At 70.7% G+C, this 16563-nt stretch carries 11 protein-coding genes; 2 read left to right on the top strand and 9 right to left on the bottom strand.

Annotated features, from left to right (window positions below; translation table 11 throughout):
- Nucleotides 1–6 precede the first annotated feature (6 nt).
- On the bottom strand, nucleotides 7–318 hold the full coding sequence (locus ACFORO_RS18255; protein ID WP_377874610.1) for a DUF3017 domain-containing protein: 312 nt from the start codon (nucleotides 316–318) through the stop codon (nucleotides 7–9).
- Nucleotides 318–1172 (bottom strand): bifunctional methylenetetrahydrofolate dehydrogenase/methenyltetrahydrofolate cyclohydrolase, encoded by an 855-nt coding sequence (locus tag ACFORO_RS18260; protein ID WP_377874612.1) that lies wholly within the window; start codon nucleotides 1170–1172, stop codon nucleotides 318–320. Before ACFORO_RS18260 ends, ACFORO_RS18255 begins: the two co-directional genes overlap by 1 nt.
- Nucleotides 1173–1437: 265 nt before the next feature.
- On the opposite strand from ACFORO_RS18260, the gene ACFORO_RS18265 reads away from it, so the two are divergent.
- Nucleotides 1438–6051, top strand: a complete 4614-nt coding sequence (locus tag ACFORO_RS18265; protein ID WP_377874614.1) for a glycohydrolase toxin TNT-related protein — start codon at nucleotides 1438–1440, stop codon at nucleotides 6049–6051.
- A gap of 59 nt (nucleotides 6052–6110) precedes the next feature.
- On the opposite strand, the gene ACFORO_RS18270 is transcribed toward ACFORO_RS18265, so the two are convergent.
- The 5 genes from ACFORO_RS18270 to ACFORO_RS18290 form a co-directional block, all read right to left on the bottom strand.
- Nucleotides 6111–6698 (bottom strand): pentapeptide repeat-containing protein, encoded by a 588-nt coding sequence (locus ACFORO_RS18270; RefSeq protein ID WP_354742399.1) that lies wholly within the window; start codon nucleotides 6696–6698, stop codon nucleotides 6111–6113.
- A 90-nt stretch (nucleotides 6699–6788) separates the two neighbouring features.
- Nucleotides 6789–10121 carry an error-prone DNA polymerase gene (locus ACFORO_RS18275; RefSeq protein ID WP_377874617.1) on the bottom strand — a complete coding sequence of 1111 codons (3333 nt, stop codon included), beginning with the start codon at nucleotides 10119–10121 and terminating at the stop codon, nucleotides 6789–6791.
- Nucleotides 10122–10123: 2 nt separating this feature from the next.
- On the bottom strand, nucleotides 10124–10246 hold the full coding sequence (locus ACFORO_RS18280) for a hypothetical protein (RefSeq protein ID WP_354742403.1): 123 nt from the start codon (nucleotides 10244–10246) through the stop codon (nucleotides 10124–10126).
- Between the two features lie 58 nt (nucleotides 10247–10304).
- Nucleotides 10305–11891, bottom strand: a complete 1587-nt coding sequence (locus ACFORO_RS18285; RefSeq protein WP_354742405.1) for a DNA polymerase Y family protein — start codon at nucleotides 11889–11891, stop codon at nucleotides 10305–10307.
- Between the two features lie 50 nt (nucleotides 11892–11941).
- The gene (locus ACFORO_RS18290; protein ID WP_377874620.1) at nucleotides 11942–12535 is read right to left on the bottom strand and encodes a hypothetical protein; all 594 of its coding nucleotides are present in this window, start codon (nucleotides 12533–12535) and stop codon (nucleotides 11942–11944) included.
- A gap of 1296 nt (nucleotides 12536–13831) precedes the next feature.
- On the opposite strand from ACFORO_RS18290, the gene ACFORO_RS18295 reads away from it, so the two are divergent.
- Nucleotides 13832–14341, top strand: coding sequence for a GNAT family N-acetyltransferase (locus ACFORO_RS18295; RefSeq protein WP_377874624.1), 510 nt, complete (start codon nucleotides 13832–13834; stop codon nucleotides 14339–14341).
- A 45-nt stretch (nucleotides 14342–14386) separates the two neighbouring features.
- Here the strand turns inward: ACFORO_RS18295 and purH are convergent, their stop codons facing one another.
- Complete coding sequence (purH, locus tag ACFORO_RS18300) at nucleotides 14387–15949, bottom strand: bifunctional phosphoribosylaminoimidazolecarboxamide formyltransferase/IMP cyclohydrolase (protein ID WP_354742411.1); 1563 nt, start codon at nucleotides 15947–15949, stop codon at nucleotides 14387–14389.
- Nucleotides 15946–16563 (bottom strand): phosphoribosylglycinamide formyltransferase, encoded by a 618-nt coding sequence (gene purN / locus ACFORO_RS18305; RefSeq protein ID WP_354742413.1) that lies wholly within the window; start codon nucleotides 16561–16563, stop codon nucleotides 15946–15948. The genes purH and purN overlap by 4 nt, the downstream gene beginning before the upstream one ends.

The following is a 16563-nucleotide window of genomic DNA, read 5'->3' on the forward strand; positions in this document are numbered from 1 at the left end:
GTCCCGTCAGGACGAGGCGTCGAACGGACCGCCGACGATCGTCAGCGAGATGTAGAGCACCGCGGCGCACAACGCGCCGTAGGTGAGGATGTCTACGACCTTGCCGCGAATCGCCAGCAGCCCGGTGCGCTCCTCCGGCAGCACCGCGCGCAGCACACCGGCCACGAACAGGGCGACGCCGACCAGCGCCGCCCCCTCGCGCCAGTGGTACTGAAAAGCCCGCACCACGGCCACGGCCAGCAGCAGCATGATCACCGCGAACGGCACGTGGACGAGCCAGGGACGATCGCCGCGCTGCCGTTGACCGGTCATCGCCATCAGCGGGCGGCCGCGCGTTCCGCGGCCTCGACGACGTTGGTGACCAGCATCGCCCGCGTCATCGGGCCGACGCCGCCGGGGTTCGGCGAGATCCAGCCGGCCACCTCGGCGACCGCCGGGTCGACGTCGCCGGTGAGCTTGCCGTCCACATGCGAAACGCCGACGTCCAGCACCGCCGCGCCGGGTTTGACCATGTCCGGCTTGATGATCCCGGGCACGCCCGCCGCGGCGACCACGATGTCCGCGCGGCGCACCTCGGCGGCGAGGTCACGGGTGCCGGTGTGGCAAAGCGTGACAGTGGAGTTCTCGCTGCGGCGGGTGAGCAGCAGGCCAAGCGTGCGGCCGACGGTGATGCCGCGGCCGACCACAGTGACCTGCGCGCCGTTCAGCTCGACGCCGTGCCGCTTGAGCAGCTCGATGATTCCGTACGGGGTGCACGGCAGCGCGCCCGCTTCGCCGAGCACGAGCCGGCCGAGGCTGATCGGCGCGAGGCCGTCGGCGTCCTTCTCCGGATCGATGCGCTCCAGGACGCGGTTCGCGTCAAGGTGCTTCGGCAGCGGCAGCTGGACGAGGTAGCCGTGGCAGGCCGGGTCGGCGTTCAGCTCGTCGATGACGGCTTCGAGCTTCTCCTGCGAGATATCCGCGGGCAGGTCGCGGCGGATCGAGTTGACGCCGATCTTCGCGCTGTCCGCGTGCTTCATCTTCACGTAGGAGTGGGAACCGGGGTCGTCGCCGACCAGCACCGTGCCCAGCCCAGGGGTGATCCCCTGCTCCGCGAGCGCGGCCACTCGCGGGCGCAGCTCTGCGAAAATGGCGTTCTTCGTGGCCTTGCCGTCGAGAATCTTCGCCGTCACGGCGGCCATTGTCGCAGAGCCGCCGCGGGCTGCCGGTCAGGAGTGGGCTCTGCACTCTGTGTGCCCATGACACCACCCGATCGGCCCGCGCGTCTTCCGTCGAATCAGCCTTCCCGGGTCTTAAGCTGGAGAGGCTCCACCGCATCACCCACCCTGGCGTGTGACCCGTGCCATATCGCGTCCGTCGAGGTCAGCGGGCACGTCCACCGGCCCTAGGGTGGCAAATGCCCTATGCGGGGTGCGTTCGCGCGCGCGAACAGTCAAAATGTTCTCTGTGGCACAACCGACGACGCAGCTGAACGCGACGGAGCAGGACACTCTGGTCAAGCAGATCGGACTGGCCCTGCTGCGCGCCGCCCCGCGCGACTGGCGCAAAGTCTCCGCGGAGTACCGAGCCGTCGGCAGGTACCACGAGCTGACCGGCGAGATCGTGCTCGAAGACGGCTCCGCCCAGGAATGGATCGCGACGCACGACATCGCGACCCTCTTCGGCAGACTCCGCGCGGGCATGTACCGCGACGGCCGGGGCACCTGGTTCAACGCGCGATACCAGCTGGACCACCCCTCCAGCTACAACCTCGAGTACAACCGCGACGAGCCAGGCTGGCACCTCGCCCCGCCGCCCCAGGCGTACTCCGACGAGCTGCGGATGTTCCCGCGCACCGAGGAGAACGTGCCCGAGTGGCTGATCCGCCGGATGTCCGGCCTCGGCCCGGAACAGCCCGGCCCGCACTTCCGCATCGCGCGGATCTTCGACACCATCGGCCCGGCCGGCCGCCCCGTCATCAACCGTCCTGACCTGGACGTCGACGAGCAAGACCGGCTGCTGGACTACCTGGACCGCGCGCCGCTCGTGGTCCAGGACCGCGGCTACGACATCGACCGGCTCGCCCAGACTCCCGAAGCGACCGTGCCGGTCGCCTTCCACAGCGACGGCCACTGGATCTGGCCGGCCGCGGTGAACTTCTACCTCCGCACGTACGGCGTCTCGCCGGAAGCGGACCTGATCGAGCACATCCGGGCCAACGGGTTCCAGCTTCCGCAGGTCGATGAGCTGACCCTGCAGGGTGCGGCGGCTTATCTGACTCGCGGGAACCAGACCCCTCAGCAGCGGCCTGCTCCTGGGGCCGGCGCGCCGGGTGGTCCTGTTGGTGGGCCTGGCGCTGGTGGACCTGGGGCCGGTGGGCCGGGCGGTCCTGGCTCCGGTGGGCCCGGCGCTGGCGGTCCTGGCGGATCTGGGGCCGGTGGACCTGGCGCTGGCGGACCGGGTGGGCCTGGCGGCGCTGGAGCTCCTGGTGGCCCGGGTGGTGCGACTAACGCTGGCGGCCCCGGCGGTGCAGGTGCACCGGGCGGACCGAACGGCGTTGGCGGTCCCGCTGGCCCCGGTGGCGGATTCGATTCGCACGGTCCTGGCTCCGGCGGCCCCGGTGCTGACGGCCCCGGCTCCGGCGGCCCTGGCAGCACTGGTTCCGGCGGCCCGGGCGCAGCCGGAATTGGCGCAGCCGCGGCCGGACTCGGCGCCGCCGGTCTGGGCGCAGCCGCACTCGGCGCGGCTGGCGGAAAGGGCAGCAGCCCCGACAACTTCCACCCGGCGGACGACTTCGGCAGCCCCGACTCCGGCAGGCCCGGCGGCCCGGGCCCCGAGAGGCGCGGCCCGGCCGACGACTTCGACAACCGCAATCCCGGCAGGCCCGACGACTTCCACCCAGCCGACGACTTCGGCAGCTACGACTCGGCAAACGAATTCGGCGATCCCAGCTCCCGCAGGCCCAGCACCGCAGGTCGGCCAGACGGCCCCGAAAGCTACGACCCGGCAAACGAGTTCGGAGATCCCGGCTCCCGCAGGCCCGGCACCGCAGGTCGGCCAGACGGCCCCGAAGGCTACGACTCCGCGAACGAGTTCGGAGCCCCCGGTTCCCGCAGGCCCGGAGCAGCCGATGCTCCCCACGCGGCAAGCGGCCCGGACGATTTCGGCCACGACGGCCTCGGCGCGGCCAACGAGTTCAGCGGCCCGGAGTCCGGCAGGCCCGGCGCGGCTGGCCGACCGGACGTCCCCGACAGCTTCCATCCGGCCGACGAATTCGGCAGGCCCGGCGCAGCGGATGAATCCGGCTACGACGACCGCGGCGGTCCCGGCGCGCGTGGCGGTTCGGAGGATTCCTTCGAGCCGGCCGCACGTGGTTCCGACCGGCCTGGTCCGCAGGGCCCGGGCGCGCAGAACGGCCCCGGAGCGTCGAGTGGTCCGCAGGGCACGCGAGTGTCCGCCCCGGTCCAGGGCGGGCCGGACAGTCCCGGCGGGTCGCACGGGCTGGGCGCAGCCGCTGCGGCGGGCGTCGTCGGCGCAGCGGGAGCTGCTGGGTTCGCCGGCTCGCGCGGAACTGACGAGCAGGCCGACCCCCGCGACGCGAACGGCACCCACGACCCGCGCGAGGCTGGCTACGACGACCGAGCCCACGACGCTGCCGGTTACGACCAGCCCGGCCACCACGACGCCGACGGCTACAGCCAGCAGGATCACCCCGGCTCCGCCTACGACCAGCATGGTCAGGCCACCGGGTACGACCAGCAAGGTCACGGCGAAGGTTACGACCAGCGGGACCACGCCGAGGGCTACGGCCAGCACGACGAGGGTTACGACGAGTCCGGCCACGAAGACGGCTACCGCGACTCCGCGTCCCACGGCGAATACGACGAATCCGCACCGCAGGACGCCCGCGGATACGACGCCGACCACGGCTACGAAGGCCACGAGAGCGGTTACTCCGACCAGCACGGGTACGAGGACGCCGCATCCCACGAGCAGTACGCCGAGCCGCACGGATACGACGAAGCCGCCGGTCAGCACGGGCACGACGAGGCGGGTTACGACGAGTCCGCGCACCACGCCGATGGCCCGGCAACCGGCTACGACGACGCCCACGGGTACGACGAGCGCCTCGACGCGCACGGGAGCAACGTCCCCGGCGTCGGAGCGTTCGAGCAGCCTGCTGCCCCGCGTACCGAGGACGGGCTGGTCGGCGCGAATGGCCTCATCGGTGCCGACGGGCTCATCGGCGCGGACAGCTCCGTTGACGAACCGGACTCGAACCGGCACACCGCCGAGCCGGACACGGGCCGTCGCGGCGCGGCGGCGGACAACGGCCAGGAGGGTGGCCGTCGGCGGGCCCAGCCGGATGCCGAATCGGACGACAGCCGTCGGGAAGACGTGCGGCTGAACGCCGAGGACGGCGGACGGCGCGGCGCGGAGACCGGCAGCCAGGCTGAACCGGCGGACGAACACGGCAGTCACGTCGGCGCGGCTGCGGCCGGGATCGCCGCGGCTGGCGGCTTGGCCGCAGCCGGGCTGGCCGCCGCGCACGGTCGGGGTCGCGAGAAGGAGGCCGAGGGTCGCCACGGCACTGTGCCGGAGCGTCCTGCGGAGCCTCCGTTCGAGCAGGACTTCGACGGCGCGCAGTACGACCGCTACGACAACGGTCACGACGGTCACTACGACGACGAGGACCACACCGACGTCCACCACGACCTCGTCCCCGGTCGCAACGGCACCGGCCCGGGGCACCCGGACGACGACGAGGACCAGACAGACGTCCACCAGCCGGTCGACGCCGGGCACGACGAGCCGGTGCTCTTCACGCACGGCAACGAACCGTCCCGCGACGACGACGAGCAGCGTGCCGAACTGTTCACGCACTCCAGTGGTTACGAGGACGACAACCGGCGCGAGGCCGAGTACGACTCGGGTCCGCCGACCGCGATGATCATGCCGGGGTCCGAGATCCCCGGCGGGCTTCCGGTGCTGGAGATGCCGGTGCCCCCGCCGTCCGGCGGGCGGCGCGCGGCACGGGAGCAGGCGGAACCGGCCCCGGTCGCGCGGCGGGAGCAGCCGGCCGAACCGGAGCTGGCCGACCTGCAGGCGAAGCTCGACGAGCTGAACGTGCCCGAGGCCGCGTACCGGCTCGGCGGCCCCACCGAACGCGGGTGGAGCGTCGAGCAGGTGGGCGAAGGCTGGCGCGTCGGCTGGTACGACGGCGAGCTGATCAACCCGGCGGTGTTCGGCGACGCGGAGGACGCCGCGGCGTTCATGCTCGGCAAGGTGCTGCTGTACCCCGACGGGTACGTCGCGCCGGAAGCCCCCGCGAAGGCCGAGCCAGTCGCGGACGTGCCGAAGCCGCCGGTGGTGGCGACGTTGTCGCCGGAGGTCGCGACGGGTTCGTTCCCGGTCCGGCCGCGCGAGAACGTGCCGCCGCAGGAGCAGACCGCGTTCACGCCTGCCGATCAGCTGCTGGCCGACGACGAACCGCCTGCCCGGCAGACCCCGCCGCCCGCTCCGCCGACGCAGATCGCGGCACCGGTGAGCCCGCCGACCCAGGTGGCTCCTCCGGTCAGCGCCCCGCCGACGCAGATCGCCTCGCCGGTCAGCGCGCCGCCCACCCAGGTCGCACCTCCGGTCGGCCCGCCGCCGCGGCGGGAACCGCCGGTGCGGCGCGAGGAACCGGTGCGCGCCAACGGCTCCGGCGGCAGCGGGCAGTGGCCCATCGGGCCGCTGTCCGGGGAACCGCCGCTGACCCTGTTCCGCGGCAAGGAACTGCGCGAACTGCCCGCGGGCAGCGAACTGGACCGCTTCGGCGGCCCGAACGGCAACCTGACCTACGCGGCGGGCACCCCGTTCGAGGAGCGTTCGCTGGTGCCGGAGTGGGTGAACCGGCCGTACCACGTGTACCGGGTGCAGCGGCCGCTCGAAACCCTTGCCGGGGTGGCGATCCCGTGGTTCAACCAGCCGGGCGGCGGGTCGGCGTACCTGCTTCCGGCGAGCATCGAAGAGCTGCTCGCCGAGGGCGACCTGATCGAACTCGACCCGGGCGAACCGCCGATCGACTGAGGACGCGGAAAAGGGGCGGGGCCAGCGGGCTTCGCCCCTTTTCCATGCTCGGAAACGGGCTACTTGACGACCAAGCCATGGGCCGCGGCGAACGACACCGCCAGTTCGACGTCCACGTACGCGCCGCGCAGATCCGCCTGCACCAGCCCGTTCGCGTCGACGACCGCGCCACGAAGGTCGGCTCCGGGAAGTTTCGTGCCGATCATCCGGGACCCGGACAGATCCGTGCCCCGCAGGTCGGAATCCGTCAGATCTGTCTCGTTGAGGTTCACTTCCCGCATCCGCAGACCCGACAGGTCCAGTTTCCGCAACCGGCCGCGTGCGAACGACGCCAGCGACAGATCGCATTCGGTCAGCGCGATCCCGGTGTATCGACAGTCCACAAAGGACGAACCAAGCAGCGAGCACGACGACCAGCGGCTGTCGGCGAGCACCGAGCGGTCGAACGTGCACGAGCGGAACGCCGACGCGTCGTGCCGCGAGCCGGCGAGGTCGACCTTGGTGAAGTCGCAGTTGTCGAAGGTGCAACCACGAGTACGCAGGTCGCGCAGGTCCGCCTCGGTGAAGTCGCAACCCACGAACTGGCGTTTTTCCCACCACTGGCCGGAAAGTCGCGCTTCGGTGTAGTCCTCGCCAGTCTCCGTCACCCCGACAGGATGACATCAGCCCCGGCGCCGCCTCGTCGAAGGGGTGGCTGCGAGCCGTCGGAAGGCGTGTGTCCACGAACTGCCCGCCGGTCATCGGAAGTCCCGCGATCTCGTGGGAATACGCAGCGTCAGCTGCTCGAGTTTCTGTGCGCGCACGCTCGCCACGCCGTCCGCTTTTTCGAGCACGCCGTGCACCAGCAGCGCCGCACTGCCCCGCGCGATCCGGTGGAACCGTTGCCACAGCCCGAGGGTGCAGATCACGTTCACCATGCCGGTCTCGTCCTCGAGGTTCAGGAACGTGACTCCACCGGCGGTCGCCGGACGCTGGCGGTGCGTGACCGCTCCCCCGACGAGCACTCGTTCCCCGTCGTCCCGGCCCAGCAGCTGGTCGGCGGTGATCACCCCGAGCGCGTCGAGCCGGTCGCGGATGAACTCCGTCGGGTAGCTGTCCGGCGAGATCCCGGTGGCCCACACGTCGGCGACTGCGAGGTCGAGCCCGTCCATCCCGGGCAGCATCGGCGCGTCCACGCCGACACCGGTGCCGGGCAGTTTCTCCGGCCGGTCCTGCGCGACCGCGCCCGCGGACCACAACGCCTGCCTCCGGTCCGGGCCGAACGCACTGAACGCACCCGCGGTGGCCAGTGCCTCCAGCTGCGGCGTGGTCAGCTGGACGCGCCAGCCGAGGTCGGACATGCTCTCGTACCGGCCGTTCGCCCCCCGCTCCGCCACGATCTCCTCTGCCAGTGTTTCGCCGATCATCCGGACAGTGCTGAGCCCGCCGCGCACCGCGTGAAGCTTTCCGTTGCCCGGCAACGCTTCCAGCGTCGCGTGCGGGAGGCTCAGGTTGATGTCCGGACCGAGCGTAGTGACGCCGTGCCGGCGCGCGTCCGCCACCAGCGACTGCGGCGAGTAGAACCCCATCGGTTGCGCCCGCAGCAGACCCGCGCAGAACGCGTCCGGGTGGTAGTGCTTGAAGTACGCGCTCGCGAACACCAGATGCGCGAAGCTCAGCGCGTGGCTTTCCGGGAAGCCGAAGTTGGCGAATGCCTTGAGCTTCTGGAAGATCTTCTCCGCCAGCTCCGCGTCCACCTCGTTGGCGATAGCCCCGTCGAGGAACCGCTTGTGCAGCCGTTCCATTTTCCGCTGCGACCGTTTCGACCCCATCGCGTGCCGCAACTGGTCGGCCTCGGCCGGGGTGAAGCTCGCGACGTCCAGGGCGATCTGCATCATCTGCTCCTGGAACAGCGGCACCCCCAGCGTCTTTTCCAGAGCGTTCTTCAGCCGCGGATGGTCGTACTCCCACTTCTCGCGTCCTTGTTTGCGGCGGATGTACGGGTGCACCGAACCGCCTTGGATCGGGCCGGGACGGATCAGCGCGACTTCCACGGCCAGGTCGTAGAACTCCCGCGGCCGCAACCGCGGCAAGGTCGCCAGCTGGGCCCGGCTCTCCACCTGGAACACGCCGATCGCGTCGGCGCGGCAAAGCATGTCGTAGATGTTCTCGTCGTTGAGGTTCAGCTCGGCGAGATCGATCCTCTCGCCCTTGTATTCCTCGACCAGATCGAGCATGTAGTGCAGCGCGGAGAGCATGCCGAGCCCGAGCAGGTCGAACTTCACCAGCCCCGCCGCGGCGCAATCCTCCTTCTCCCACTGCAGCACGCTGCGGTTCTCCATCCGCGCCCATTCGACCGGGCACACCTGGCTCACCGGTTCCCGGCACATCACCATGCCGCCGGAGTGGATGCCGAGGTGCCGCGGGAAGTCTTCGAGCGCGAAGGCGAGTTGCACGACGTCGCGTGGGATGTCGTGGTCGTGGTCCTTCTCCGTGCGTTGCAAGGCGCCCCAGCGGTCGATCTGCTTGCTCCACGCGTCCTGCTGGCCGGGCGAGTAGCCGAGCGCCCGGGCGGCGTCGCGGATCGCCGAGCGGGCACGGTAGGTGATCACGTTCGCGACCTGTGCGGCGTTGAGCCTGCCGTGTTTGCCGTAGACGTACTGGATCGCTTCCTCGCGCCGGTCGGACTCGATGTCGATGTCGATGTCCGGGTATCCGTCGCGGTCGGGCGCGAGGAACCGTTCGAAGAGCAGGTGGTACTCGATGGGATCGACATTGGTGATCCCGAGCGCGTAGCACACCGCCGAGTTGGCCGCGGAACCTCTTCCCTGGCACAGGATTCCGCTGTCCCGGCAGAACCGGACGATGTCCCAGACGATCAGGAAGTACCCGGGGAACTCGAGTTTCTCGATCACCGCCATCTCGTGCTCGATCTGCTGCCAAGCCTTGTCTTCGTGCTCTTTGCCCGAGTAGCGCTCTTTGAAGCCGTCCTTGACGAGGGTTCGCAGGTGCGTGGTCTCGGTCTCGCCAGCCGGCACGTCGAACGGCGGCAGTTCCGGCGCGAGATGCTCAAGCGGGAAGGCGCATTCCATGCCCAGCAACGCCGACCGCTGCACCGCGCCCGGGTACCGCTGGAAGACTTCCGCCATTTCGTTGCCGGAGCGCAAGAACGCTGCGGCGTCGCCGGGCAGCCAGCCTTCGAGGTCGTCGATGCCGCGCCGGGCGCGGATGGCGGCGAGCGCGTCCGCTAGACGGCCGCGTTCCGGCCGGGCGTAGTGCGCGGCGGTGGTGGCGACGGTGGGCAGCTTGAGTTCGCTGGCCATCTCGGCGAGCAGGTCGTTGTGCACGCTGTCGAGCGGCTGGCCGTGGTCGATCAGTTCGACGTATACCTGGGTTTGGCCGAAGAGGTCGACTAATCGACGCAGCTCGGCGAGCGCGGCATCCGGGCCTTCGCGCACCAGCGCCGATCGCACGGATCCCTTGCGGCAGCCGGTAAGCACCGCGCATTTCCCCGCGACTTCCTCCGCCACCGCGTGCAAATCGTAGATCGGGCGGCCTTTTTCGGCACGCTCCGCTTTTTCGTCTTCGTGGCCACGCAACTGTCCGGCGGTGATCGCGCGGCACAGGCTGCGGTAGCCGTCGTCGCCGCGGGCCAGCAGGAGGAGGTGTTCGCCTTCGGGGTCGGCGACGCCGTTCTGCGGCCCGGACAGCCCGAAGCTCAGCTCGGTGCCGAATACCGTTGCGACGCCTAGCTCTTTGGCCGCCTCGGCGAAGCGGACCACACCGTACATGCCGTCGTGGTCGGTGAGCGCGATCGCGTCGAGCCGCAGCCGCGCGGCCTCCTCCACCAGTTCCTCGGGGTGGCTGGCGCCGTCGAGGAAACTGAAGTTGGAGTGGCAGTGCAGTTCGGCGTACGCCACTCGCGGCCCGGCTTCCAGGTCGCTTCGCGGCGGCGGGATGTCGGCGGGGCGGCGATACGCCTCGCGTTTGCGGCCCCACGCGGGACTGTCGCCGTGGTCGCCGGGCGGCATCCCGCCCGACAGCGCCCGCGCGAGGTCCTTCCACGGGACCGGCGGGTTGTTCCAGCCCATCGTCAGTCCACCCGGTTCTCAGGCGATCGACGGGGTTGCGGGATCAGCGGCACGAGCAGCGCCGGGTCGAACGGGCACGGCGGTTCGACCGGTACGCGGGGCGTCGGCAGGTCGTGGTCCATCATCTGCGGCTTCCTTTCGTTGTGTCCACAGGATTTCTGGGCAAGATCAGGTCTTTACCGGTCAGTCGTAACTTCCCTCCACTGTCCACACTGGATTTTCAGTTCCGGAGCAGAGGACGAGCACCGCCTCCGGCGCCTCGTTCTCCCCTGCCGCGAGCAACAGTTGCAGCCGGGCCCGCTGCGGCCCGGTCGAACGACGGCCCGACGTGACCGGCCACGGACCGGCCCATCCGGTGATCGGCCGGGGCGGCCCGCCCGCGACGCGAAGTCCGTGCGGCGGCGCGGTCAGCCGTTTGCGCGCGGTGAGGCCGACTGGCCGCCCCTGATCGTCGATGACCTGGACTGGCAACGGTTGTTCCAGCACCGTCGCCGGAGACGGGGAGGGCAGCCGGGCAGGCCACGTGGCGTCCGGCGGTCCGACGGGTTCCCGCGGATCGCCCCACGGAATGAGCCGGACCCGGCTCGCCGGATCGCGTCCGCCGTCGAGCAGCGGCGTGACCACTCCTTCCGGGCCGAGCAAGCCCTGGACTCGCACGAACGCCCGGCCCGCCCGTTCGGCGGCCAATTCCTCGTCCTCGCCGGGACCGGCTCCGGGATCGCTCCCCCGCCACAGCCCCAGCTGCAATGACCTCCCTTCGACAGTCTCTTCCGGTTCGAGCCGCAACCGCGCGACCCCGGCCGTGGGCCGTTCGCCGGGCGCGGCCTTGAGCCAGCCCTCGAACTGCCACCGGACCCGGTCCGCGACCCCTTGCGGCGTAAGCGGTTCCGCACAACGCCAGACGCGACCGAGCTGCTCGCCGTTCTCGGTGGTCGCGTATATACCCAATCGAGTGCACGCGAGCCCGCGATCGGCGAGCGCGGCGTGGAACCGCGCGCCGAGTTTTTTGGCCATGAACGCGGCGACATCCACCCGGGCGAGCACCGGATCGAACGATTCGGCGAGCGACAATTCCGGCGGCGGGCTGCGGCGCAACGGCGGCCGGTCGGACAGCCCCCTGGCCAGCCGATGCGCGAGCACCCCGGTGCGCCCGAACCGAGCGGCGACGTCCCGCTCGCCGAGTTCGGCGAAGGCGCCGAGCGTGCGCAACCCGAGCCGGACGAGCAGGCCGACCAGATCCGCTCGCTCAGAACCCGGCTGGTCCAGTTCGAGCACCGGCAACGGGGCGAGAAATTCGGCCGTCCGCCCAGGTTCGACCAGCGCCCCCTGCCGCGCGGCGAGGGTCGCCGCGAACAACCCTTCCGCCACGCCGACCTGACATTCGACCCCGGCCGCCGCGGCCACCTGGTCCACCAGTTTCTCCGCGAGCCGCGGTTCACCGCCGAAATACCCGGCCGCACCCGCGACGGGAACCGCGAGAAGCCCGGGCCGCACCACTTCCAGCCCGACGACCAGTTCCTCCACCGCCGACGCGACGTTCTCGAACAACCGCGCGTCCCGGGCGTCGTCTACGCCGAACACCGCCAGGTCCGGACATTGGGATTCCGCTTCTCGCCGCCGCATCCCGCGCCGGATGTTCCGCGTCCGCGCGACCGCAGTGCACGCGACGACCCGGTTGGCATGGAATACCGCCGCAGGCCGGGTAAGCACACTCCCCGCCGCGGCGACGGCAGCGACCGCGGGCCAGTCCGGGCACCACAGGACCAGCATCCGCGTTGGATGGCGGCGTGGATCTTTTTGTCCTTTGTGGACAGTCTTGGTCACCCGACTGCCTCTTCCTGCGCCGCGACGCGCTTCTCGCCCCGGGAAACCCGCCCGTCCGGGCCGGGCAGAAACACCGACGCCGACCGAGGCCGAGCCGCCGCACCGCGACCGCGGGCATGCACTTCGACGGGGCGGGAACGGAGGTGACCGGCACCGTGCTCAAGCACCCCGGTCCAGGCTCCGGGAGTGCAGTGCAGTTCGACGTCGGCGGAAGGCCAGGGCCCCAACGAAAGCAGCACCGCCCCGCGATTCCTCGCCCGCGCCGCGAGCCTGCGTGCGACATCCGGCCGGACTGAACGAGGCTCGGTGACTACGAGGTCGACGCCGTCGAGCAAAGCGGCCATCACGGCTTGGTATTCGGCCCCCGGCCGAGGAACCAACGCGAGCCGCGAAACGGCGACCCCGTGCTCGGCCGCCGCGGCAATCCCCAGCGACGGAGCACCGACGACCGCAGCCCATGCCCCGGCGACGGTCGCCTCCGCGAGCAACGCGAACAGCAACGAGGTGGAATGGTGGACCGCGACGATGCTTCCGCGTCGCAACCCTGCCCCGGGGAGGAGATCCGCCAGGGCTGGAGCCACGGGGAGCATCCGCCCGGCGGCGCGTCCCCAGTCGGTCTGGGCAGCCCGCTCGGCCGCGACGGTGCTGGCAGTGCTGACGCCAGGGAGCGCGGTCAGTTTGGCCAGCGGGTGCGCCGGGTCAGCGGGATCAGGCGTGGGCTCGGGCGAGTCGGCGGGGTGAAGCCGGGTCGGGGGACGGAGTTCCGGCGAATCGGAAGTTTCGGGGCGGGGCGGGGTTGCCTGGTCGGGTGGAGTTGCGGGGCGCAGCGGGGTCGGAGGAGCAAGCGGAGCCTCGGACGGAGTTTTCGGACCGGAATGAGGCGGGATTGCGGGGTGCAGCCGAGTCGGCGGGGTGAGCGGAGTCGGTGAATCGGGTCCGCTGGACATGCGCGCGTCAGCAGACGCCGCAGTCCGGGCGGGAAGTTCACGACCGGATCCGGCTGACGGGCCTGACCGCGCCCGCGAACGAAGCCCCGTCGACGAGCCGGCTTCTGCCGTTCGGCCGAAGTTGGCTGGCATCCATGGCTCGAACGCCACGTCCAGAGAACTCGGCCGAGCACGAGATCCGTTCTCCCCCAACGAGAACATCGCCCTCGGCGAACCCGCGGACATCGCGGCGACCGGAGTTCGTTCCTTCGCGAACGCTTCGATCGCCGACCACGGCACCGATACTTCCCACGAGCGTGCCAGCCGCGCCTCCGGCACGCTCGTGGGGGCGGAAGCCGCGGCTTCCGCGCCGGGGAAGTTCTTCCCGGACGACCCGGCAGGTTTCTTCGGCTTCGCTGGAATCCGCGCAATGCCAAGGAGATCGGCCGGAGCAGAGCCAGCAGGCAGCATCGGCACGGTCAGGTCCTCGGCCGTCGCCGAAGCCTCACCCGCCCCAGAAAAGCCAGCCGCGACCGGACCGTCCGCGGCAGTCCCCTCAAAGGCCCCCGCGGCCTCTGCAACTCCCGCGATCTCCGAAGCAGCCCCCGAAAAGGCGAGCTCCGAAGAAGCAGCCCCCGAAGCCACTCCGGTCGTCACCGGCTTCCTCCCTCCGCCAAGATCAGCCGACGACCGGCCCCGGAAGCGAGGTCGTCAAACCAAGCCCGGGACGGACGTCGGCGCACCGCGGGGAAGGCGGTTCCGCATCCTCATCCGTGCGGAATCCGCACGGTCACCCAACAATCACATCCAAATACACATCGTTGCGCCGAACAGGATCGAACACTCGTTCGACACAGTTCAGTCTCACTCGCCCACTCCCCGACTGTCAAGCGAGCACGGAGAAAGAACCCGAAAGATCACCGGACACCAGGAAAACGGCTCTTTACACTGGGAACCCTGATGAAGACAGGACACATCGCCCTGCGGGGTTTCGCCGAAGCTGACCTGCCGGTGCTCGACCGGTTCTCCACGGACCCGGACGCCGCCGCGGCCTTCCAGTGGACGAGTTTCACCGGGCCGCGGGCACGACGCCGCTTCGCTGAGGACGGGTTCCTCAGCCCGGCTTCAAGCGCGGTCGCGGTGACCGTCGACTCGGCCGTCGCCGGGATGGCTACCTGGGAGGCGGCCGATCGAGGCGGGCCGGTCGGCGGGTGCTTCCGGGTCGGCGTCGCGTTGCTGCCGGACTATCGCGGACACGGCACTGACAAGGCGTACCGGCTGCTCGTCGACCAGCTCTTCCAGCACACCCGCGCGCATCGGCTCGAAGCCTTCGTCGACAGCGAGGACCTCGACGGGCAGCAGGTGCTCGAAAAGACCGGATTCCATCGCGAAGGCCTGCTGTGCCAGGTCACCTGGCGTGACGGCGGCTACCGCGACGAAGTCGTCTACGCGATCTTGCGCGAGGGATGACAAACCGGCCGGGACTCGATGAGTCCCGGCCGGCCAGCAACAAAATCAGTGCGCGAAGTGCCGCGTTCCGGTGAGGTACAGCGTGATCCCGGCGGCCTCGGCGGCGGCGATCACCTCGGCGTCGCGAATGGACCCGCCGGGCTGCACGACGGCGCGCACGCCTGCCTCGATCAGCACCTCGAGCCCGTCCGGGAACGGGAAGAACGCGTCCGACGCGCCGACCGAGCCCTTCGCCCGGTCGCCCGCCCGCGAGACCGCCAGCCGCGACGAGTCGACGCGGTTGACCTGGCCCATGCCGACGCCGACGGTCGCCTGCTCGTGCGCCAGCAGGATCGCGTTGGACTTCACCGCGCGCAGGGCCCGCCACGCGAATTCCAGGTCCGCCAGGGTCTGCTCGTCGGCGGGCGAGCCGGTGGCCAGCTCCCAGTTCGCCGGGTTGTCGCCGGGGGCGTCGATCGCGTCGGCGGTCTGCACGAGCACGCCGCCGGAGATCGGCCGGAACTCCACCGGGGCCGCGTTCTCGATCGCGGGCAGCTTCAGCAGCCGCACGTTCTTCTTGCGCTGCAAGATCTCCAGCGCTTCCGGCTCGAAGTCGGGGGCGAGCACGACCTCAGTGAAGACCTCGGCGATCTGCTCCGCCGCCGCGACGCTCACCGGGCGGTTCGTGGCGATCACGCCGCCGTACGCGGACACCGGGTCGCAGGCGTGCGCCTTGCGGTGCGCTTCGGCGATGTCCGCGCCGACAGCGATCCCGCACGGGTTGGCGTGCTTGATGATCGCGACAGCAGGCTCGGAGAAGTCGAAGGCGGCTCGGCGCGCGGCGTCAGTGTCGACGTAGTTGTTGTACGACATCGCCTTGCCGTGAAGCTGCTCCGCGTGCGCGAGGCCCGGCTGCGCGCTGCGGTACAGCGCCGCCTTCTGGTGCGGGTTCTCGCCGTAGCGCAGTACGTCCGCACGGTCCCACGTCGCGCCGAGGAAGTCCGGGAAGCCGCTGTCGTCCGAAGGCGCGTACGCGTTGGCGAACCACGAAGCGACAGCCGTGTCGTACGCAGCCGTGTGCGCGTACGCCTGCGCAGCAAGCCGCTTGCGGTCCGAGAGTTCGAAGCCGCCCGCAGAGACCTGCTCGAGCACCCACGCGTACCGCGCCGGGTCCACGACGACAGCGACGCTGCCGTGGTTCTTCGCGGCCGCGCGCACCATCGCGGGACCGCCGATGTCGATGTTCTCGACGCAGTCCTCGGGACTCGCGCCGGACGCGACGGTCGCCTGGAACGGGTACAGGTTCACCACGAGCAGGTCGAACGCCGCGATGTCGAGCTGCTTGAGCTGCGCGACGTGGTCGTCGTTGCCCTGGTCGGCGAGCAGTCCGGCGTGCACGCGCGGGTGCAGCGTCTTGACCCGGCCGTCAAACGACTCCGGGAACCCGGTGACCTGCTCGACCGGCGTGACCGGGACCCCGGCGTTCGCGATGACCTTCGCCGTGCCGCCGGTCGACACGATCTCCACGCCGGCCGCGTGCAGGCCGGTCGCGAGCTCGAGCAGGCCGGCCTTGTCCGAGACGCCGATCAGCGCGCGCCGGACCGGGCGCCGCCCCTGTGCTGTGCTCACGAAAACCTCACCTTTCGTCCGTCCACGGTGCACCCACCACGGCCGAGTCGCTCGATCGTTTCAACCAGCAGCCTGCGTTCCACGGCTTTGATCCGCTCGTGCAGGACGTCTTCGGTGTCGTCGGTCTCCACCGGCACCGCCTCCTGGGCGATGACCGGGCCGGTGTCCACCCCGGCGTCGACGAAATGCACCGTCGATCCGGTGACGCGCACGCCCGCGGCCAGCGCGTCGGCGACCGCGTGCATCCCGGGGAACGACGGCAGCAGCGCGGGATGGGTGTTGATCACGCGGCCCGCGAACCGCGACAGGAACTCCGGCCCGAGGATCTTCATGAAGCCCGCGGACACCACAAGGTCGGGCCGGTAAGCCGCGACGGCCTCGGCGAGCGCGCGGTCCCACGCGGCCCGGTCCGGATGGTCGGCGACACGGACGGTGAACGACGGCACGTCGGCCCGCTCCGCCCGCGTGAGCGCCTCGATGCCGGTGCGATCCGCGCCGACGGCCGCGACGGAGGCCGGGAACCCGGGCTGTCCGACCGCGTCGAGCACAGCCTGCAGCAGCGTGCCGGAACCGGACGCGAGCACGACGATCTTCACCGGAGTGGGCAGTTCCAA

Source organism: Amycolatopsis halotolerans, from assembly GCF_042647905.1.
GTDB lineage: Bacteria > Actinomycetota > Actinomycetes > Mycobacteriales > Pseudonocardiaceae > Amycolatopsis > Amycolatopsis halotolerans.

Coding starts and splice junctions, on each gene's coding strand:
- ACFORO_RS18255 (WP_377874610.1), bottom strand. CDS start 318: ATGGCGATGACCGGTCAACGGCAGCGCGGCGATCGTCCCTGGCTCGTC.
- ACFORO_RS18275 (WP_377874617.1), bottom strand. CDS start 10,121: ATGGGCTGGAACAACCCGCCGGTCCCGTGGAAGGACCTCGCGCGGGCG.
- ACFORO_RS18285 (WP_354742405.1), bottom strand. CDS start 11,891: ATGCTGGTCCTGTGGTGCCCGGACTGGCCCGCGGTCGCTGCCGTCGCC.
- ACFORO_RS18265 (WP_377874614.1), top strand. CDS start 1,438: ATGTTCTCTGTGGCACAACCGACGACGCAGCTGAACGCGACGGAGCAG.
- ACFORO_RS18280 (WP_354742403.1), bottom strand. CDS start 10,246: ATGATGGACCACGACCTGCCGACGCCCCGCGTACCGGTCGAACCGCCG.
- ACFORO_RS18295 (WP_377874624.1), top strand. CDS start 13,832: ATGAAGACAGGACACATCGCCCTGCGGGGTTTCGCCGAAGCTGACCTG.
- ACFORO_RS18290 (WP_377874620.1), bottom strand. CDS start 12,535: ATGCTCCCCGTGGCTCCAGCCCTGGCGGATCTCCTCCCCGGGGCAGGG.